This is a genomic window from Agrobacterium sp. 6Ca8 (assembly GCF_055382765.1).
This window is the reverse complement of record NZ_AP026434.1, coordinates 701,290-721,472: the sequence shown is the minus strand read 5'-3', so window position 1 is coordinate 721,472 and position 20,183 is coordinate 701,290. Positions and strand designations below refer to the sequence as shown.

Genomic DNA, 20,183 nt, shown 5'->3' with positions numbered 1-20,183 from the left:
GCGAACTTTGACTTCTTTCGAAAACTCACAATAGCAGTTGATCCTTGCTGCAACCTGACGCCCGCATGACCGTATGCGGACGCCGCCTCCCCTGCCTGACCATGCCCCGAGTCGCAGTCCGTGCAAACTGCCCGATTCCGGCACGATGTCTGCCACTGGCGGATGGGTCGCCATTTGCTTGATGAGCGGAAAAACGATTCCGTTATGCCTGCCGATGCTATAGACACGAGGCCAACCCGACACATCCAACGGAAGAATGCGATGCACAGCAAAGTCCCGGCGACCGCCCAGATCTCCTCGCGCGAATATGGCGCCTTCCTGTTCGACATGGATGGAACGCTGCTGAATTCCATTGCGGTGGTGGAGCGGGTCTGGCGCGAATGGGCCGTAGACAACGGCATAGAGCCGGAGGCTTTCCTGCAGCGCATCCATGGCATGCGCGCATCCGAGGTTGTGCGTCGCGAGGCAGTTCCCGGCCTCGATATCCAGGAACAGGCGGATATGCTTTTGCAAAAGGAAATGGACGATGTTGACGGCATCCTCCAGATTCCGCAGGCAGCCGCATTTCTTGGGAAACTGCCGGCCGGAAAATGGGCCATCGTCACCTCCGCCGCCCGCGCCCTTGCCGAACTCCGGTTGGCTGCGGCAGGCCTCACACCGCCTCCAGTGATGATCTGTGCCGAGGACGTTGTGAACGGCAAGCCTGACCCGGAGGGTTACAGAAAGGCTGCTGCGAAGCTCGGCGTCGCACCTGAAGACTGCGTCGTCTTCGAAGATGCGCCCGCCGGCATTCTGGCGGGGGAAAGCATGGGCGCAACGGTCGTGGTCATTAACGCCACTCATTCGCATCCCATCGAAACGCCGCACCTTTCGATCGGTGGGTACGGTGAGCTGGACGTCACCATCGGCGACGACGGCGGCTTGAAGCTCACAAGTAACAAGGGCTGAAAAGCCGATCCAAACATGCGGTGTCATCCTCGGGTCTGTCCCGAGGATCAATCACGTTTCGTAAAATCCAATCCATTGCGCTGAGCCTGCCGCACCGGTCTCCAGTCTTTCGCCGTGTAGTTTTCCTCTAGCGGCCAATTGACAGCACCGCATAAATCCTACCTAATAAAATTGGTAAGACCATCTTACCGCTTGCGCGAAGGGGGGAGACTTTCGCGCTGGGAGGACATCATGTTTGTGGCTCTGGAGCCGCGCCGCCTCTACAGGCTGGTCGCGGAACAAATTCGCTTGCTTATCGAGAGCGGGGAACTGACGGACGGTCAGCGCCTGCCGGCGGAACGCGATCTGGCGGAACGTTTTGGCGTGTCCCGCCCGACGGTGCGGGAAGCACTGATCGTTTTGGAAGTGGAAGGCCATATCCATATCCGCATGGGTTCGGGCGTTTATGTGAACACGTCCCGCACGGCTAACAAGGCAAAGTCGCCCGCACCGGACGCGCACGGCCCCTTCGAAATCCTGCAGGCGCGCTGCATCATTGAAAGCGCTATTGCCGAGGAGGCCGCGCGGCTTGCCACGTCTGAATGCATCGCCAGGCTGGACGACATCATCGAACGCATGGCCGGGGCGCTCGACAATTCGCCGCAGGCCCTCAACCTGGACCGCGCCTTCCACACCGCCATTGCCGACATCATCGGCAACTCGGCGCTGAACCGCTTTACCGGCCTGATCTATGACGAGCGCAGCCTTTCGCCCTATTTCGAAAAGCTCGCCAGCTATTTCGAGGGTCCTCACACATGGATTCTTGCCGTTCAGGAACACCGGGTGATCCGCGACGCGATCGCGGCGAACGATCCGGAAGGCGCACGCGAGGCGATGCGCCAGCATCTGACGCTGTCGCAAAAGAGATTTTCCGAGAGTTTCGGGGAGGAAACGATCGGAGAAGAGTGACCGCGCCGCAACCGGCGACGGGAAAAACAGAAATCTGGCTTTAATTCGGGAGGAGTTAAGAATGAAAATCAGATTGTCGACTTTGATGGGTGCAACCGCTGCCATTTTGCTTTCGGCTTTGGCGGCACAGGCGCAAACAACGCTGAAATGGGCGCATGTCTACGAGACCTCCGAACCGTTCCACACGGATTCGGTCTGGGCTGCGGAAGAAATCGCCAAGCGCACCGACGGCCGCTACAAGGTGGATGTATTCCCCGCCTCGCAGCTCGGCAAGGAAGCGGATATCAACCAGGGCCTGAAGATCGGCACGGTGGATATCATCATCTCCGGCTCCAGTTTTGCTGCACGTGACTTCAAGCCGATCGGCGTCACCTATTTCCCATATATCTTCCGCGACCCGAGCCATCTGATCGCCTATACCAAGAGTGATATCTTCAAGCGTCTTGCCAAGGGTTACGAGGACAAGACCGGCAACCACATCGCCGCCGTCAGCTATTACGGCACGCGCCACACCACGTCGAACAAGCCGATTGCCAACTGCGCCGACATGGCGGGGCTGAAGATGCGTGTTCCCGACGTTCCGGCCTATCTCGCCATGCCACGCGCCTGCGGCGCAAACACGACGCCGATCGCATTCGCAGAAGTCTATCTGGCGCTTCAGAACGGCACGGTCGATGCACAGGAAAACCCGCTGACCACCATCGAGGCAAAGAAGTTCTTCGAAGTGCAGAAGAACATCGTGCTGACCGGCCACATCGTCGACCACCTCAACACGGTGATCTCGAAGAACCTGTGGTCGAAGCTTTCCGATGAAGACAAGAAAATCTTCACGGACGTCATGCAGGAAGCCGCCGTGCGGACCACGAAGACCATCGAAGGACGCGAAAAAAGCCTCGTGGAAGAGTTCAAGAAGCGTGGCCTGAACGTCGCAGAGGTGGACAAGGCGGACTTTGAGAAGAACGTCATGGAGAAGGTGAAGTTCGAGGACTTCGGTTACGACAAGGCCGACTGGGAAGCCATTCGCGCCGTCAAGTGAGCCAAGATCCGGTGCGGCCTCCGTTGCCGCACCGCCCTTTCTCTCCAGACGGGATATCTCAATGTCGCAGGAAATTCATACTCAGGTCACGCCTGAAGAACTCGCCCACACGTTTGACGAGGCGCCGCCCGAAGTCGACCTGAAGGTCTACGCCTTCGAGGACTGGGTTACGCTTGGCCTTTTCTGGCTGATGACAGGTTGCGTGTTCCTTCAATTCTTTACCCGTTACGTGCTTAACGACAGCTATGCCTGGACGGAAGAAATCGCCGTCAACTGCCTGATTGGCGTGGTGTTTCTAGGTTCGGTCATGTGCGTGCGCATGTCACGCCACATTCAGGTGGATGTGCTTTATCACTACGTTCCGCCGCAGGTTGCCCGCGTCATGTCGATCCTTGTCGACGTGCTGCGCATCGTGTTCTTCGCCTACACCTCGTGGCTGATGTGGCGGTATCTGGAAATCGTCGCGGACGAGGAAATGGTCACCGTCGCCCTGCCGCGCAACATCGTTTTCTATACGGTTCTGGCCGCTTTCGTCCTCATGTTCTTCCGTTCGGTGCAGGTCTTCATCGCCAACATGCAGCGTGGCTATTCCGTTCTGGAACGGCCGGAAGAATTCCAGAGCGCGGGGGATTGAACATATGCTTATTCTTATCGGCTCGTTTCTTCTGTTGATGCTGATCGGCCTGCCAGTCGCCATTTCAATGGCCACGGCATCGCTTCTCTACATCGTCTCGTATAATGTCGCGCCAGATATCATCGCGGCGCAGCGTCTGATTGCGGGCGTGGAAAGCTTCCCGCTTCTCGCCGTTCCCTTCTTCATCCTTGCCGGCAATCTTATGAACACGGCGGGGGTGACGGGACGCATCTATTCCTTTGCCGTGGCGTTGGTCGGCTGGATGAAAGGTGGTCTGGCACAGGTCAACATCATCGGCTCGGTAATCTTTTCCGGCATGTCCGGCACGGCCCTCGCCGACGCCGCCGGCATCGGCACCATCGAAATCAAGGCCATGAAGGATCATGGTTATCCGGTCGAAGCGGCCGTCGGCGTCACCGCCGCTTCCGCAACGCTCGGGCCGATCTTTCCGCCATCGTTGCCCTTCGTCATCTATGGCATGATGGCAAACGTCTCGATCGGCGCACTGTTCATGGCCGGCATCGTTCCGGGCGTCGTCATGACACTTTTGATGATGATCACCGTTGCAGTTTTCGCCTACGTCAAGGGCTGGGGTTCCGATACGCCGTTCAACCTCAGAACCATCTTCGGCGCTTCGCTTGAAGTGCTCATCGTCATGATGGTGCCGCTCGGCATCTATCTCCTGACGCTGTTTGGCCTGTCGCTCAACCTGTCAATCCTGATCGTGCTGGTGGTCTTGCTCGCCTGCGACTGGTATTTCGACTTCTCTGCCGTGATGGCCCTGATGACGCCAGTGATCCTGATCGGCGGCATGACGATGGGCTGGTTCACGCCGACGGAGGCGGCTGTCGCAGCCGTGTTGTGGTCTCTGTTCCTCGGGCTTGTCCGTTACCGGACGATGACGTTCAAGTCGCTGGCAAAATCGACCTTCGACACGATAGAGACCACGGCATCGGTTCTCTTCATCGTTGCGGCGGCATCAATCTTCGCATGGCTTCTGACGGTCAGCCAGGCAGCACAGTTGCTATCGGCGGCGATCCTGACGATCACCGACAGCAAGTGGATTTTCCTCCTGCTGGTCAACCTGCTGATGCTGTTCGTCGGCTGCTTCCTAGACACGATTGCGGCAATCACCATCCTCGTGCCGATCCTGCTGCCGCTGGTGCTGCAGTTCAATATCGATCCGGTGCATTTCGGCCTCATCATCACCCTCAACCTGATGATAGGGCTGCTGCATCCGCCGCTCGGCATGGTGTTGTTCGTGCTCTCACGCGTGGCGAAACTCTCCGTCGAGCGCACCACCGTCGCCATTCTGCCATGGCTGGTGCCGCTGTTCGTGGCGCTGCTGCTGATCACCTTCGTCCCGGCAATCACCTTGTGGCTGCCGACCGAGATGGGCCTGATCCGCTAATCGACGCACTGCCCGCGCGGCTAGCCGCGCGGGTTTCATTCATCCAATACACATACGATGAGAGGCACGGTGATGCAGACACGCGTGGCACGTCTATACGGCCGTGAAGATATCCGCGTCGAAACGCAGGACATGCAGGCGCCCGGCCCCGGTGAAGTGCTGCTGACCATGGCGGCGGGCGGCATTTGCGGTTCCGATCTACATTATTATCAGGACGGCGGCTTCGGGCCTGTGCGGGTGCGCGAGCCGATCATCTGCGGCCATGAGGCATCGGGGCGGGTGGAGGCGCTGGGCGAAGGCGTCAACGGGCTCGCACTCGGCCAGCTCGTCGCCGTCAATCCCTCGCAGCCTTGCGGCCATTGCCATTTCTGCCTGAAGGGCCAACCGATCCATTGCCTCGATATGCGCTTCATGGGCAGCGCCATGCGCCTGCCGCACGAACAGGGCATGTTCCGCGATCGGCTCGTGGTTCCCGCAAAACAATGCGCGACATTTTCAGACACCACTTCGCCCGCCGAAGCCGCCTGCACCGAACCGCTTGCGGTCTGCCTGCATGCCGTCGCACAAGCGGGCGATCTGACCGGCGCCAAGGTGCTGGTAACGGGCGCCGGGCCGATCGGCCTCTTGACGATTGCCGCCGCCCGCCATGCCGGTGCCGGCATCATTCTCGCCACCGACCTGACCGATGCGGCGCTGGAGCGCGCGCCCGCCATGGGGGCGGACCGCACCATCAATGTCGCGAAAAACGCAGAAGCACTTTTGCCCTATCAGGACAATAAGGGGTATTTCGACGTCGTTTTCGATTGCTCCGCCGCGGCACCTGCGCTTCGCGCCGCCTTCGCCTGTGTACGTCCGCGCGGTACTGTCGTGCAGGTGGGCGTCACCGGTGACATAACCATTCCGCTCAATGCGCTGGTGGGCAAGGAAATCCTCTGGCGCGGCTCGCAGCGTTTCCACGACGAATTCGCCATTGCCGCCCGCCTGATCTCCACGCGCGGGATCGATGTGCGGCCGATCATTTCCCACAGCTTCCCGCTTGAAGAAGCGAAATCCGCATTCGAGCAGGCTGGAGACCGCTCCGCCGCCTGCAAGGTGCAGCTGACATTTTCCGCAGAATGATATTTGAGGACAGAAAATGAGACATACATGGCGCTGGTTCGGCCCGGTGGACAAGGTCACGGTTCAGGATGCGGCTCAGGCAGGGGCGGAAGGCATCGTAAGCGCGCTGCACCACATCGCCACCGGCGATGTCTGGCCGGTGGATGAAATCGCCAAGCGGCATGAGGCGATCAAGGCCGGTGGGCTCTATTGGGACGTGGTGGAAAGCGTGCCGGTCTCCGAGGAGATCAAAACCCAGACGGGCGACTGGAAAAACCATATCGCCAACTGGCAGGAGACGCTGCGCCGCCTCTCCGCCACGGGCATTCGCACCGTCTGCTACAATTTCATGCCGGTGCTGGACTGGACCCGCACCGATCTGCGCTGGGAAACGAAGCACGGCGCAAAAGCCATGCGTTTTGACCTTTCCGATTTCGCCGCCTTCGACATTCACATTCTCAAACGCCCCGACGCAAAGGCCGATTATCCGGAGTGGCTGATCGAGGAAGCGGCAAAACGTTTCGCCGACATGCCGGATACGAAGATCGCCGCACTCGGACGTAATATCGGCGCGGGCCTGCCGGGTTCGGCGGATGGTTACACGCTCAGCCAGCTTCTCGAAAAGCTGCGCTCCTATCACGGCATAAACCGCGAAAAACTGCAGCAGAACCTGATCGATTTTCTGTCGGAAGTGACGCCGGTCGCGGAAGAGGTCGGCATTAACATCTGCGCCCACGGCGACGATCCCCCATGGCCGCTGCTCGGCCTGCCGCGTATTCTTTCAACGGAGTCCGACTACGCCCAGATGCTCTCGCAAGTCGACAGCCGGGCCAATGGCGTTACGCTCTGCACCGGCTCGCTCGGCGCGCGGGCGGATAACGACCTGCCCTTCATCGCCAGCCGTTTTGCAGACCGCATCCATTTCGTGCATCTGCGCAACGTCACGCGCGACACGGACACCGTGCCCTGCTCCTTCTTCGAAGACGAGCATCTGGAAGGTGGAACGGATATGGTCGCCGTTATCGCAGCACTTCTGTCAGAAGAATCCCGCCGTCGTGCGGAGGGCCGTGCAGACCACACCATTCCGATGCGGCCCGACCATGGCCAGGAAATCCTTGATGACCTGACGCGAGGGGCGCAGCCGGGTTATCCCGCCATCGGCCGATTGAAGGGGCTGGCAGAGCTTCGCGGCATCGAGCGCACGCTGTCGCATGGCCGTTTCGGATTGGCGAAGCAGGCGAATTAAGCCGTCACGATTGGCCGCCGGCAGCCTCTTAGCTTGCGGTCAATCGCGTCCTGAATTGAAGATACGAAAAGGCGGCAAGCCCACCGGCAATGGCGCCAACGGCTTTCACAACTGCATCTGTCATATGCGGATGCCGTGTGGGCGACAGAAATTGCAGCGCCTCGATGCCGAAAGCCGCCACGACACCCGCGACAATGATGGCAAGCCAGTAACGCGGATAGGCCAGCACGAAGGCAGCCGAACAGAAGGCAAAGGCGGCGGCGCGGTCGATGCCGACGGTCGTCAGCGTATGCGGCCGAAGCCCGATCGGGCAAACTGTAACGATCACGATCAGCAGCAGAACCGACCAGGCGATGTATTTCGGAAGTCTATTTGTCATCATGGCGTCACAATAGAGCGCTGCGCGCATAAACGGAAGATCGTCTTTTTCTTCCACCGCCCAATAAATCACACTTTTTGGACAGATACTGCACAAACCGGCTTTCGCTGAAGCCTTACTCGGGCTAAGGCAGAGAGCAACCGGACAAGGATCGCGGCTGATGGCCTTTCAGGCTGTCGCCCTTCGGTCCGGTTTTACGGTATCGGGTGGATTTTCCACACAGGATCAGATTTTCAGGGAAGAGCACAATGAGTTTCAAGCCGCACGGCAAACATCTGGTTGCAGGAGAATGGGTCGCCACGGAAGCGAAATTCCGCAGCGAGCCTGCACATGGCGAAGCTTTCGATTTTTCGGTCGGCACCGTCGATCTGGTGAATGCGGCCGCAGAAGCAGCCGAAGAGGCTTTCTGGAGCTACGGCTACACGACCCGCGAAGAGCGCGCCGCATTCCTCGACACCATCGCCGATGAGATCGAGGCCCGCGCCGACGCCATCACTGAGATCGGCACGTCCGAGACCGGCCTGCCCGCAGGACGCCTGCAGGGTGAACGCGGCCGCACCACCGGACAGCTTCGCCTTTTCGCATCGCATATCCGCAAGGGCGACTATCTCGACCGCCGCCACGACGAAGCGCTTCCGGACCGCCAGCCGCTGCCGCGCCCGGATATCCGTCTGATGCAGCGTCCGATCGGCCCCGTTGCGGTCTTCGGTGCTTCCAACTTCCCGCTCGCCTTCTCGACCGCCGGTGGTGATACCGCCGCCGCTCTCGCAGCCGGCTGCCCGGTTGTGGTCAAGGGCCATTCCGCCCATCCCGGCACCGGTGAAATCATTGCCGAGGCCGTTCTCGCCGCCGTCGAGAAGCACAATCTGCATCCCGGCGTCTTCTCGCTGATCCAGGGCGGCCGCCGCGATGTCGGTTCCGCGCTCGTCCAGCATCCGCGCATCAAGGCAGTCGGCTTCACCGGCTCGCTCGCCGGTGGCCGCGCACTGTTCGATCTCTGCGCCCAGCGTCCGGAACCGATCCCGTTCTTCGGCGAACTCGGTTCCGTCAACCCGATGTTCCTGCTGCCGGAAGCCGTTTCCGCGCGCGGTGAAGCCATCGCCAAGGGCTGGGCAGGTTCGCTCACCATGGGTGCTGGCCAGTTCTGCACCAATCCCGGCATTGCCGTGGTGCTTGCCTCGCAGGCGGATGCCGTGTCGGAAACCGCACGGGCGGCCCTTTCCGAAGTCGGCCCGCAGGTCATGCTGACCGACGGTATCGCCGCTGCCTATCGTGACGGTCGCGACCGCATCGCAGCCGGTAACGGCGTGCGCGACGTTTTGACCACCACCTGCGACCTGCGTAACGCAACGCCTTACCTGTTCCGCGTTTCGGGCAAGGACTGGGTTGCCAACCACGCGCTCGCCGAAGAAGTCTTCGGACCGCTCGGCCTGATCGTGACGGTCGACAGCGCTGAAGAAATGATCGAAGTGGCAAAGAGCTTCGAAGGCCAGCTGACGGCGACCATGCATCTTGACGCAGGTGACGCCGAACTCGGCCGCAAGCTGCTGCCGATCCTCGAGCGCAAGGCCGGCCGCGTTCTCGCCAACGGCTTCCCGACCGGCGTTGAAGTCTCCGAAGCCATGGTTCACGGCGGCCCCTACCCGGCTTCCACGAACTTCGGCGCGACCTCGGTCGGCACCATGTCGATCCGACGCTTCACGCGCCCTGTTTCCTACCAGAATATTCCTTCGGACGTTCTGCCGCAGGATATCCGCTGATCAAAAAAATGGGGAGGGCGCTCCTGCGCCCTCCCCATTCACAATAGTGCATCGGTATCAGGCCGACTGGATCGCCTGTATTTTCTCGAAGCCGCCGACAGTGCCGGCAAAATCCTGCCAGACGCCCTGCGCACCCTTGCGCCACTCATCCAAGGCTTCCGGCTGCAACACCTTGCCGCCCTTCGAAACGGCGAGCTCCACCGATTTCGCCTCGTCCTCGACGATCAACTGGTTGAAATAGAGCGCGCCTTCGCTTGATGCTTCGGTCAGGGCCTTCTTCTCTTCGTCATCGAGCTGGTTCCAGAAAGCCGCACCATAATAAACCACGCCCGATGCCCAGATATGGCCGGTCTCGGTCATGTAGGGTACAACCTCGTAAAGCTTGAACCCGGCATAAGCGGACTTCGTCAGATCCATGGCGTCGGCTACGCCGGTTGACAGTGCATTATAGGTCTCGGTGATGGGAATGCCGACCGGCGTGGTGCCGAAGGCGCTCCACAGCTTGGTGTGCAGCGGGCTCTGGATGACGCGAATCTTCTTGCCGTTGAGCTGCTCTGGCCGGGTTACCGGCTCCTTGGTCAGGAGATGGCGCGCACCGTAATTGATGAAGTCTACGGCCACGAATTGCTGCGCGCCGAGCTTGGTCTTCAGCTCGCTGCCGGTCTCGCCCGTCACCACCTTGCGCACATGGTCTGCATCGCGGAACAGGAAGGGCAGATCGAGGATTTGCAGTTCCGGCACCCAGCCGGAGAGCGAAGAGACCGTGGAAAGGCTCGCCTGAACCGATCCGAGACGGATATTTTCCGCCACTTCCTTTTCGCCGCCCAGCGCACCGCTCTTGACGATGTTGAAGCGGAAACGGCCGGGCAGCTTTGCCTCCACCAGCTCGCTGATCTTCACCCAGATTTTCGTCTCCGGCTTGTCGTCCGCGAACAGGGAGGCGACCGTAATGTTGCGGGTCCTGGCATTTGCGTTGCGCACGAAGGCGGGCGTGGCAAGTGCTGCCGCACCCGCAGCGGAGAGTTTCAGGAGATTGCGACGATCGATAATAGTCATGAATAAAACCCCGGATTTAGAAGACAATGGCCCAGGCGCACAGAATGGCGAGGGAAACGAGAAGGGATAGGAGATAGGGAACGACGGCCTGGAATAGCGCTGTCGCCGGAATGCGGGTGACACCGCTGACGACGAAGATCAGCATGCCGAGCGGTGGTGTGAGGCCATGGATCATCAGGTTGACCACGAGAATGACGCCGAAATGGATGGGATCGATGCCGGCCGCAACGGCCGCGGGCAACAGGATCGGTCCAAACAGCAGGATGGCCGCACCGATATCCAGCACCAGCCCCACCAAGAGCAGGATGAGGTTGGAAAGCAGAAGCACCGCGATCTTGCTGCCGCCAAGCAATGTCACGAAATCCGTGACGAGGCCGGAGACATTATCGACCGCCAGAAGAAAGGCGAAGGGGCCTGCCGTGCCGATAAGGAGACCGATGGCCGCCGCCTCACCGGCTGATTGCCGGAAAGTTGCGAAGATACGCCCCGCGCCCAGCCGGTACCCGAAGCCGAGAAGCAGCGTGTAGAGTGCGGCAAGTGCGGCCGCCTCCGTGGTGGTGACGACACCGATGCGGATGCCGACCACCACGATGACGCCGAGACCGAAGGCGGGTATGGCGGCGACAGCCGAGCGCCAGCGCTCCGTGCCCGTGGCGCGCGGCAGCGTATCGACGCTGCGCACGCTCCAATGGATAGCCACCGCAAGGCAGATCGCCATCAGCCCACCGGCGAAAAAGCCGCCGACCAGCAACGAGCCCACCGACAGGTTTGTAGCCGTTGCGAGGATGAGAAAGGCAATGGAGGGCGGGATGACATTGTCGAGCACCGACGTTGCAGCAATGATCGCGCCCGCCTGCGCCGGCGGATAGCCGTGTTTGACCAGTTCCGGCTGGAAGGTTGAAGCGCCGAAGGCGGCGTTGGCGACAGAGGAGCCGGATGCGCCGGAAAACAGCACGCTGGTCAACAGCGTCGTCTGCGCCAGCCCTGCCCGGCGGTGTCCAACCATGGAGGCGGCGAACCGAACCAGCTGGTTGGCAACGCCCGATTCCGTCAGCAGGCATCCGGCCAGCAGGAAGAAGGGGATGGCGAGCAGCAGGAATTTCGACATGCCTGTCACCGTTGAGGAAACGATGGCCGGCTCCGGCAAGGTACTGCCGAAGGCGATCGCCACATAGGCTGCGGCGAGAAAGGCATGGGCGAGCGGTGCTGCCAGCACCAGCCCCACCGCCGCCGTCAGCGCCAGAAATAGGCTGGGCGGCAGGCTCGTATCTACGAAGACTTCCGGCAGGCCGACATAGGCCGCAATTGCAATGGTGAGAGACACTAGAACGGCAAATGTCTTGCCCTCACTGACACGCTGAAGCGCCAGGTAAAGAAGGATCAACGCGCCGCCTGCACCCAGAAAGCCAAAACGCACCCATTCCGGCAGACCGAGCGTCGGAGACGTACCACCCAGCATCGCCGCGATTTCAACGCCACCGAAGGCGAGGATCAGTGCTGCGATGAAGGAGAAGGCATCCGCCAGAACTTCGGTGGCGGCATGAAACCGCTCAGGCAAAAACCGCACGAAAACATCGAGCCGCATGGCAAGCGCGCTTTTGAGACTGAGCGGCGCGCCGACCGCGATCATCGCCACATGCAGCCAGATGCCGAGATCTTCCGCACCGATGAAGCCGGTGTGAAACAGATAACGCAGGGTGACATTGACCAGCACCACCACGAGAAGAGTCGCAAGGATTGCGGCGGCGACCGCGCCAAGCGCCTTGTCCAGAACGGCAAGCGCCCGCTCCGCCGCACGCTGAGGGCCGATGCGCCGTTGTGCAATCGTTGTTGCCGGACCAGCCGTCATGTCTTTTTTCTCCACTCCCGGAAGGCCATGTTTACGATGCCTTTGCCGAGAGGTCGCGGTCAAACAAAGTCGACCAGGTGAATTGTTTGGCTGACGAGACTTCCCGCGATACATCAAGACGCGGAAGAACCTTTTCCCCGAAACGGAAGGCCTCTTCCAGCAATGGCATGCCGGACAGAATAAAGGTATTCACGCCCGCCTTTTTATAGGCCTCCAGCGTGCGGATCACCGTATCGGGCGAGCCGACAATTGCGGTGCCCGGTCCCGGCCGGACAAGACCGATGCCGGCCCAGAGATTGGGGGCAATTTCGAGATCACGCAGGTTCTCAGGCCTCTGTCCACCATGCATCGCCGTCATGCGCTGCTGGCCGACGGAATCGGTCTTGCCGACGAAACGCTGGTTGGCTGCAATGGCACGCTCGTCCATGCGCCCGTAAAGATCGGCGGCGGCGGCCCATGCCTCTTCATCGGTATCACGCACGATGACATAAAGCCGGATGCCATATTCCAGTTCGCGGCCAAGCTGTTCCGCCCGCGCCTTGACGAGATCGACCTTCGCGCCGATCTGGTCGGGCGTTTCGCCCCAGGAAAGATAGGTCTCGACATGTTTGGCGGCAACCTCGATCGCCTTGTCCGAAGAGCCGCCGAACCATAGCGGTGGTGGCTCTATGCCTTGCCCCACCGGCAGTGCCAACTTTGCGCCTTCGGTCTGGAAATGGCGGCCCTTGAAATCGACCGTCTCACCGGCAAAAAGACGATGCCAGATCTGCAGATATTCATCCGCCATATCGTAGCGTTCGTCATGCGGCATGGTCATGCCATATGCACCGAGCATCTTGGCATCGCCCGAGACGACGTTGATCAGCAGGCGTCCGCGCGAAAATTCCTGAAGCGTCGCCGCCATCTTGGCGAGCAGCGTTGGCGCGACAAGACCCGGATGAATCGCGACCAGAAACTTCAGCCGCTCGGTATAGGAAAGCAGCGCGCCAGCCAGAACCCACACATCATGCGCGCCGGTGGCAAACAGGGCGCCTGTGTAACCAAGCTGATCATAAGCAAGAGCAAGCTGCTTGTAATAACCGAGATCAACCTTGCGGGATCCTTCCGGTTGCCAGGGATAGGCGCCATCGGGCGCGCACATGTACCAGAAAACGTTCATCTGTCGCCTCCCGCGCTGGCTGATTGTGGGGCCGGTCTCTGCCCGGTCAGAACCGGTAGAGAGAAATGGCCGTGCCTGTAAAGCGTATCGGCCTCCTCCTGCTGTTCGGCAAGGATATTTTCGGCGGCGGGCACCACCGAAAGATCTCGTGAGCGCAGCACCTTTGCCCAGGACTGCGCATCGCCTTCGCTGCCCGGCTCGGCGGCAAGAAGGGCCGCGGCTCTGTCTATATCCGCCATGACGGCGCGGCCAACGCGGTCCAGTTCGGCGGCAATCGCATCGCGTTGTTCCAGCGCCACAGTGTGACGCGCGAGCGTCCAGAACAGCGAACGGTTGGGAATGGTGGAGCCGCAACGGACCAGAAGACTGATCCCGTCATGGGTCAGGGCTTTTTCGAGCCGTGGCGACATCGTCACCCAGGCATCGACGCGGCCTTCCACAAGATCGCGCAGGCTATCGCTGTCACCGCTCTCGATGCGTATTACATCCGCAAGGCCAAGCCCCGCCCCTTCCAGGCTACGCGCAAGAAGATAGGTATGAAAAGACCCGTCAATCAGCGATATGCGTTTTCCCGAAAGGTCGGCCGCAGAGCGGATGGGGCTGTCGCGCCGCACGAGGATCGCGCCGTTTGCGGGGCGTGGTGCCGAGGCAGCGATATAAGCTGCGGAAAGCCCCCGCGCATCCGCCTCGATTGGCGGCGTCGAGCCCGTGCCGCCGAAATGAATTTCGCCTTTTTCCAAAAGCGCTGCGGTATCGCGCCCCTCGCGGTAGGGCACGAATTCCGGATCGAATTCATCAAACGCGCCGGGCCAGAGCCGGGCGAGGCGCAAATGCAGATTGTTGGGATGGACCCCGATTTTCATGTCGACACCTCATTTCTCAATCAATCTACTTTTTTATAGAATGTTTTCGAGGAACGTTTTGGCGATCCTCTGCGGGAAAGCGAAAGAGAAATCTATAAATCCTGTAGATTTTAAAAAATTTCCTGGCGCGGTCAAACTCGGCTAAATCAAACCATTGAAATTTATCGCAATACAATTTACTTTTTTATAGTTTGAAAAATGGACCTGTAGTCGTGACGAAACCGGTTTCCAATCTCATCTGCCGCAGCGTGGTGGAGGCGAGCGAGCTTTTAAAGCTTGTCGCCAACGCCAATCGCCTGGCCATCGTCTGTTATCTCATGGAAACGGAGGCTTCCGTTTCCGCACTGGAATATGAGCTCGGCATTCAGCAGCCGACACTTTCCCAGCAGCTTGCCGAATTGCGCGATGCCGGTGTGATCGAGGGCTCGCGCGAAGGCAAACAGGTGATTTATCGCGTCACCGATCCGCGCATCATCCAACTCGTTGCGACATTGCGCGGTCTTTATACTGATCTTTCTGATGTGACCGGCAAGAAAGGCAGGCGAGCTTTGCCACTAGATGAGGCGATGTTCGATTAGCATGATCGACCTCCACACCTGGATCACCCCGAACGGCCTGAAAATCTCGATTGCGCTGGAGGAACTCGGGCTGCCCTATATCAGCCACGCCATCGACATTGAAAAAGGCGAACAATTCTCAGCCGACTATACCCGCGTCAATCCCGGCTCGAAAATACCGGCAATCATCGACCGCGATAACGGCACAATTCTAACGGAATCGAACGCGATTCTGATCTATCTCGCCGAAAAGGCCGGGCGTCTTCTGCCTGCCTCCCCTGCTGCGCGGCTGGCAGTCACCGAATGGCTGATGTGGCAGGCCGCCAATTTTGGCCCGACACTCGGTTATGCCCATTATTTCCTGACCTACAATGCCGGACAGGCACCCTTTGCCGAGGCGCGTTTCGCCTCGGATACGGAGCGCCTCTACCGCACACTGAACCAGCGCCTGACGGGCCGGGAATTCATCGCCGGTGATTTTTCCATAGCCGATATCGCCATCTGGCCTTGGGTCTCGCGTTTCGCGCGCCATAAAATTGACCTCGACGATTTTCCGGCGGTACAGCAATGGTATCGCCAGCTCGGACAGCGCGAAACCTTCCGGCGCGGTTACCGCGTGCCTTTCGCGACATCCGATGTACCGGGTCTTTAACCCGCTTTAGCAGGCGACAAGGTGACCGGGCGAGACCTCACGGTACTCACGCGGTTTCACCACGTAATCGATCGCGCGGATCGGGCTTTTCAGCTCGTCATTCGCGGCATTTCGCCGGGTGTTTCTGCGGTCCGGGTCCGGCACCGGCACGGCGGCCATCAGCTTACGGGTGTAATCATGCTGCGGATTGTCAAACACCGCCGCACGTGGGCCGATTTCAACGATCTCGCCGAGATACATTACCGCTACCCGGTGGCTGACGCGCTCCACCACCGCCATGTCATGGCTGATGAACAGGAAGGCGAGATCGAGGCTTTGCTGCAGATCCAGCATCAGGTTGATGACCTGCGCCTTTATCGAAACGTCCAGCGCCGAAACGCTCTCATCGGCGACAATCACCTTCGGCTGGAGCGCAAGCGCGCGGGCGATACAAATACGCTGACGCTGGCCGCCGGAAAATTCATGAGGGTAGCGCGCCGCCATATCGGGCGAAAGGCCGACCTTCGCCAGCATATCGGCCACAACATTCTTCGCCTCGCGGGCGCTTCCCATGCGGTGCTCCAGAAACGGTTCGGCAATCGCCGCACCCACCGTCATGCGCGGGTTGAGCGAGGCATAGGGGTCCTGAAAGATCATCTGCACCGTTTTGCGCATCTCGCGCATGCCTGATTTGTCGAGGGCGAGAATATTCTCGCCATTAACCATCACTGAGCCGGCATCCGGCTCGATCAGCCGCATGATGGCGCGCCCGGTGGTCGATTTGCCGCAACCGCTTTCGCCGACCAACGACAATGTCTCGCCGGCCCTGAGATCAAAGGACACATTCTCCACCGCATGCACGCGGCCGCTGAGCCGCCCCAAAAGGCCGGAGTGAATATCGAAGCGCTTGGTCAGCCCTTCTACCTTGAGCACCGGCTGGGCACTCGCGTCAACGGTATCGCCCGGCCGCGCCGGCTGCTGCGTTTCGCCTGTGGTGGTGTTGACGATGGGAAACCTGAGCGGTCTTTCCTCACCCGTCATGGAACCCAGAACCGGAACGGCGGACAAAAGCGCGCGGGTATAGGGATGCTTGCCGCGATGAAAGATATCAGCGGTCGCGCCAACTTCCACCTGCTCGCCGCGATACATGACAACGGTACGATCGGCGATCTCAGCCACCACGCCCATATCATGGGTGATGAACAGAACCGACGTGCCTTCCTCCTCCTGAAGCGTCTTGATGAGGTCAAGGATCTGGCCCTGAATGGTCACGTCGAGTGCGGTCGTCGGCTCATCGGCGATCAGCAGCTTCGGCCGGGATGCAAGCGCCATGGCGATCATCACGCGCTGGCGCATGCCGCCGGAAAAGCGATGCGGATATTCATCGAAACGCGATGCGGCTGAAGGAATACGGACCTTTTCGAGCAGCCGAACCGTCTCCGCCCTCGCGTCGGTTTTCGACATCGGCTGGTGGCATAACAAGGCCTCGGAAATCTGGTCGCCGATGGTGAACAGCGGATTGAGGCTGGTCATAGGCTCCTGAAAGATCATGGCGACCTCGTTTCCCCTCACCTGCCGCATGGCATCTTCGGAGAGGGACAGCAGGTTGCGCCCTCCAAGCAGGATTTTACCCTCCACCCTGCTGCTTTCACGATCCAGCAGCCGCATGATGGAGAGGGAGGTAACGCTTTTACCCGAACCGCTTTCACCGACGATCGCGACCGTTTCACCCGGCCCGACATCAAAGGAAATATCACGAACCACGGGTTTCCAGCCGCCATCCACGTGAAAGGACGTGGTGAGATTGCGGACGGAAAGCACGGCATCTTCGGCACCAACGGGTGCGGCCTGCGGCATGGTCATGATCGTTCCCTTCTTGTCGTTAGGTTTTGGCGGCGCAAGCGGTCAAGCCTAGTCCGGCCAGCGCAGCATGCCGTCGAAGCGGTGTCGGCTCCGGTCTTCGAAAGGTGTTGCAATCACCTCGTTGGAGGCACGCGCCTTGTCCAGTTCCTCGGCCAGACGAGACGCCACGATGGTTTCCTGTCCGGGATGCAGATTGCATGGGTCGAGATAGAAATAGCGATGCTCTACCTCGTGGTCGCGGGTGATGATGGGAGGATTGCCCCTGGCCAACGCCGTCGTCAGGTCCCAGGCAGTGATATGCGCTTCTTCGGCATCGATGATCACGCGCAGCCTGTCGAGCGGGTTATTGGTCGGATCCGGCTCGATGAGCGCGGTCACGCCCGGGCGGCCATCCAGCGTTTCCTTCCAGAGATTGAGATATCCGGTCTCGCGCTCACGGATGCCGGCATGGTCGCGCTTTTCCCAGGCTTCCAGTGCCGCCATAACGCCATAGATGCTTTCCTTGCCGACCTTCATGCCGCGGCCAATGCCCATATTTTGCAGGAAGGCGTTGCGCACCAGTTCCTTACTTCCGGCCACGATGCCGGAGGTGGGGCCGCCGAGAAACTTGTGGCCGGAATAGAGGACAATATCTGCGCCGGTGGCCAGAAACAGCTCCAGATCATATTCGGACGCCGCATCCACGATAACCGGAACACCCTTGGCATGGGCGATCTCTACGAATTCGGAAAGATGCAGCAGGCCATAATTCACGACATGGTGCGAGATGACATAGATCGCCGCCGCCGTCTTTTCGGTGATGGCGTTTTCCATGTGGAAGCGATGGGTCGATGTGGCCTGCCCGACCAGCACCACCTTGCCGCCGCCAAGCCGGATCGCCTGATCCACCGGCGCGCCGTAGCTCACCACATGCCCCATCTGCACCAGCACTTCGTTCTTTTCCGGTGCGATATCAGGCAGCTTTTCGATGGCCAGGAGGTTGTTGCCGGTGATGGCACCGGCAACAGCAAGGCTGATGCCGGAAGAGCAGGAAGCAGTGACGAAACCAGCCTCGCCGCCCGTCAGTCTCGCGATGATCGCGCTTGCCTTGCGCTGCAGATCGTTGATCTCTACGAATTGCGGCAGGATCGCCGCCATGGCCTCCACCGCCTCTGGAACGACGATGGAAGCACCGAGCGACGTCATGGTGCCCGAGACGTTGATGACCGGGCGAAGGCCGATCCTGCTTCTGATATCCTCGGTCATGTCTTTCTCCTGTCTTTGCGATGCGATAGGCATCGACATATATGCCATAATAATGTAATAGCTTCTCAAAATTCATGAGGAGCCCGAAATTGGACGCCCATAAACTGGACGAATTGTCTTCAAACGCCTTGTCCGCGACCGAGGAAAACCCGGACGCGAAGGTGGCCAAGCGCTCGCGTGTCAGCGGCATTGATCGCGCTCTTCAGGTGATTGATTACCTTTACGAAACCGGATCGCCAGCTGGCGCTTACTCCATTGCCAAGGCGATCAAGGCGCCACTTTCCACCGTCTATGTGATCGTTGACGATCTGGTCGAAAAGAACATGCTGGCGCGCAACGCCGAAGGTAACATATGGCTCGGCGCACGGCTTTATCACTATGGCCTTGCCTATGCCCGCTCGCTGGATTTCATGGGTGTCGCCACGCACGAAATGCATGATCTGTGCCGCCATGCGGGTGAGACGGTGCAGCTTTGCGGTCGCGACGGTGACCATATGCTGGTGCTCGCCATGGCGGATGGCCCCAGCCATTTCCAGGTTGCCTCGCGCGTCGGCACCCGTGTTCCATTGAACTGGACGGCATCCGGCCGCCTGCTCGTTGGCCATCTGCCGGAAGAGGAGCGCGTCGAGCTTTTCAAACGCTGCGCCCGCACGTCGCCCACCGGCCGTGCGGAAATCAACCCGGAAGCGCTCTCTCAATCGGCAGGCACAGCGTTCCGTGACCGGCTGTCGATACAGGTTGCGGAATCCGACTACGCTGTTGCCTGCATCGCCTCGCCGATCTGCGACACCAATGGAGAATGCGTGGCGACGATCTCCATCGTGCTGCCGGAACAGAAGGTGCTGGCGGACGAAAACCACTATACCGAACAGGTCAGGGTTTCGGCCGAAAGGATCGAGAAGCTGATGGGCTGGCGCAACCATTGAACGGCCTCAATCCCTAAGGGCTATGATGGCTTCTATCTCGACGGTGATGTTGCCCGGCAGCGAACCGAACCCCACGGCGGAGCGGGCGTGCTGCCCCGCATCGCCGAACACATCGATGAAGAGATCCGAACAACCGTTGATGACGCTTGGATGATCGCGGAAATCGCTGACGGCATTGACCATGCCCAGCAGCTTGACCACCTTCTTCACCCGCGACAGATCCCCAAGCGCCTCATGCATGACGGCAAGAAGATTGATGCCGGTTAAACGCGCATGCTGGTACGCCTCGTCCAGCCCGATCTCGGCTCCGACCTTGCCGGCGTACAGGTGTCCGTTCTCCTCCCTCGGGCCTTGCCCCGAAAGATAGAGCATGTTGCCTTCCACCACATGCGTGACGAAATTGGCGATCGGCGGCGGTGGCGGCGGCAGCGAGATGCCGAGCGCGGCAAGCCGGTCGTAGGGCGAATGACGCCCATCTGCCTCAAGCGAAGACTGTTTCACGCGAATTCCTCATAATACCGGGACGGGTATCCCTATTCTTTGCGGAAGACGGAGAGCATCCCTCCCCGCCGCT

Annotated in this window: 19 protein-coding genes; 11 read left to right on the top strand and 8 right to left on the bottom strand. The window is 60.0% G+C overall.

What is annotated here, in order from left to right:
• Positions 1-261: 261 nt before the first annotated feature.
• The 7 genes from ACZ5A6_RS17485 to uxuA all read left to right on the top strand — a co-directional run bounded on the left by ACZ5A6_RS17485 (position 262) and on the right by uxuA (position 7,321).
• Positions 262-948 (top strand): HAD family hydrolase, encoded by a 687-nt coding sequence (locus ACZ5A6_RS17485; protein ID WP_112292287.1) that lies wholly within the window; start codon positions 262-264, stop codon positions 946-948.
• Between the two features lie 231 nt (positions 949-1,179).
• Positions 1,180-1,896 carry a FadR/GntR family transcriptional regulator gene (locus tag ACZ5A6_RS17480; protein WP_019564618.1) on the top strand — a complete coding sequence of 239 codons (717 nt, stop codon included), beginning with the start codon at positions 1,180-1,182 and terminating at the stop codon, positions 1,894-1,896.
• 61 nt (positions 1,897-1,957) lie between these two features.
• The gene (locus tag ACZ5A6_RS17475) at positions 1,958-2,932 is read left to right on the top strand and encodes a sialic acid TRAP transporter substrate-binding protein SiaP (protein WP_013761518.1); all 975 of its coding nucleotides are present in this window, start codon (positions 1,958-1,960) and stop codon (positions 2,930-2,932) included.
• Between the two features lie 61 nt (positions 2,933-2,993).
• On the top strand, positions 2,994-3,566 hold the full coding sequence (locus ACZ5A6_RS17470; protein ID WP_013761519.1) for a TRAP transporter small permease: 573 nt from the start codon (positions 2,994-2,996) through the stop codon (positions 3,564-3,566).
• Between the two features lie 4 nt (positions 3,567-3,570).
• Positions 3,571-4,977, top strand: coding sequence for a TRAP transporter large permease (locus tag ACZ5A6_RS17465; RefSeq protein WP_019564620.1), 1,407 nt, complete (start codon positions 3,571-3,573; stop codon positions 4,975-4,977).
• A gap of 72 nt (positions 4,978-5,049) precedes the next feature.
• Positions 5,050-6,096, top strand: coding sequence for an L-idonate 5-dehydrogenase (locus tag ACZ5A6_RS17460; protein ID WP_019564621.1), 1,047 nt, complete (start codon positions 5,050-5,052; stop codon positions 6,094-6,096).
• Positions 6,097-6,112: 16 nt separating this feature from the next.
• Entirely contained in the window at positions 6,113-7,321 is a 1,209-nt protein-coding gene (gene uxuA / locus ACZ5A6_RS17455) for a mannonate dehydratase (protein WP_019564622.1), read from the top strand.
• A gap of 28 nt (positions 7,322-7,349) precedes the next feature.
• Here uxuA and ACZ5A6_RS17450 read toward each other — a convergent pair whose 3' ends face one another.
• Positions 7,350-7,703 (bottom strand): antibiotic resistance protein VanZ, encoded by a 354-nt coding sequence (locus ACZ5A6_RS17450; protein ID WP_034501960.1) that lies wholly within the window; start codon positions 7,701-7,703, stop codon positions 7,350-7,352.
• A gap of 245 nt (positions 7,704-7,948) precedes the next feature.
• On the opposite strand from ACZ5A6_RS17450, the gene ACZ5A6_RS17445 reads away from it, so the two are divergent.
• On the top strand, positions 7,949-9,460 hold the full coding sequence (locus tag ACZ5A6_RS17445; RefSeq protein ID WP_019564624.1) for an aldehyde dehydrogenase (NADP(+)): 1,512 nt from the start codon (positions 7,949-7,951) through the stop codon (positions 9,458-9,460).
• Positions 9,461-9,517: 57 nt separating this feature from the next.
• On the opposite strand, the gene ACZ5A6_RS17440 is transcribed toward ACZ5A6_RS17445, so the two are convergent.
• The 4 genes from ACZ5A6_RS17440 to ACZ5A6_RS17425 are packed head-to-tail and all read right to left on the bottom strand — an operon-like array spanning position 9,518 to position 14,387.
• Positions 9,518-10,516, bottom strand: a complete 999-nt coding sequence (locus ACZ5A6_RS17440) for a TRAP transporter substrate-binding protein (protein WP_019564625.1) — start codon at positions 10,514-10,516, stop codon at positions 9,518-9,520.
• Between the two features lie 16 nt (positions 10,517-10,532).
• Positions 10,533-12,365: a TRAP transporter large permease gene (locus ACZ5A6_RS17435; RefSeq protein ID WP_019564626.1), complete on the bottom strand. Its 1,833-nt coding sequence runs from the start codon at positions 12,363-12,365 to the stop codon at positions 10,533-10,535.
• A 31-nt stretch (positions 12,366-12,396) separates the two neighbouring features.
• Positions 12,397-13,524: an LLM class flavin-dependent oxidoreductase gene (locus ACZ5A6_RS17430; protein ID WP_019564627.1), complete on the bottom strand. Its 1,128-nt coding sequence runs from the start codon at positions 13,522-13,524 to the stop codon at positions 12,397-12,399.
• Positions 13,521-14,387 (bottom strand): ABC transporter substrate-binding protein, encoded by an 867-nt coding sequence (locus ACZ5A6_RS17425; RefSeq protein ID WP_013761527.1) that lies wholly within the window; start codon positions 14,385-14,387, stop codon positions 13,521-13,523. Before ACZ5A6_RS17425 ends, ACZ5A6_RS17430 begins: the two co-directional genes overlap by 4 nt.
• Positions 14,388-14,599: 212 nt before the next feature.
• Here ACZ5A6_RS17425 and ACZ5A6_RS17420 point away from each other — a divergent pair, with 212 nt between their 5' ends.
• Both ACZ5A6_RS17420 and ACZ5A6_RS17415 read left to right on the top strand, forming a co-directional pair.
• Positions 14,600-14,965: an ArsR/SmtB family transcription factor gene (locus ACZ5A6_RS17420; RefSeq protein ID WP_003510774.1), complete on the top strand. Its 366-nt coding sequence runs from the start codon at positions 14,600-14,602 to the stop codon at positions 14,963-14,965.
• A 1-nt stretch (position 14,966) separates the two neighbouring features.
• Positions 14,967-15,596, top strand: coding sequence for a glutathione S-transferase family protein (locus ACZ5A6_RS17415; RefSeq protein ID WP_019564628.1), 630 nt, complete (start codon positions 14,967-14,969; stop codon positions 15,594-15,596).
• Between the two features lie 6 nt (positions 15,597-15,602).
• Here the strand turns inward: ACZ5A6_RS17415 and ACZ5A6_RS17410 are convergent, their stop codons facing one another.
• Complete coding sequence (locus ACZ5A6_RS17410; protein ID WP_019564629.1) at positions 15,603-17,438, bottom strand: ABC transporter ATP-binding protein; 1,836 nt, start codon at positions 17,436-17,438, stop codon at positions 15,603-15,605.
• A 48-nt stretch (positions 17,439-17,486) separates the two neighbouring features.
• Complete coding sequence (locus ACZ5A6_RS17405) at positions 17,487-18,683, bottom strand: aminotransferase class V-fold PLP-dependent enzyme (RefSeq protein ID WP_026330676.1); 1,197 nt, start codon at positions 18,681-18,683, stop codon at positions 17,487-17,489.
• A gap of 89 nt (positions 18,684-18,772) precedes the next feature.
• Between ACZ5A6_RS17405 and ACZ5A6_RS17400 the strand changes: the two genes are divergently transcribed.
• Entirely contained in the window at positions 18,773-19,609 is an 837-nt protein-coding gene (locus ACZ5A6_RS17400) for an IclR family transcriptional regulator (RefSeq protein ID WP_019564631.1), read from the top strand.
• Positions 19,610-19,615: 6 nt separating this feature from the next.
• Here the strand turns inward: ACZ5A6_RS17400 and ACZ5A6_RS17395 are convergent, their stop codons facing one another.
• Positions 19,616-20,110: a RidA family protein gene (locus ACZ5A6_RS17395; RefSeq protein WP_019564632.1), complete on the bottom strand. Its 495-nt coding sequence runs from the start codon at positions 20,108-20,110 to the stop codon at positions 19,616-19,618.
• Positions 20,111-20,183 lie beyond the last annotated feature (73 nt).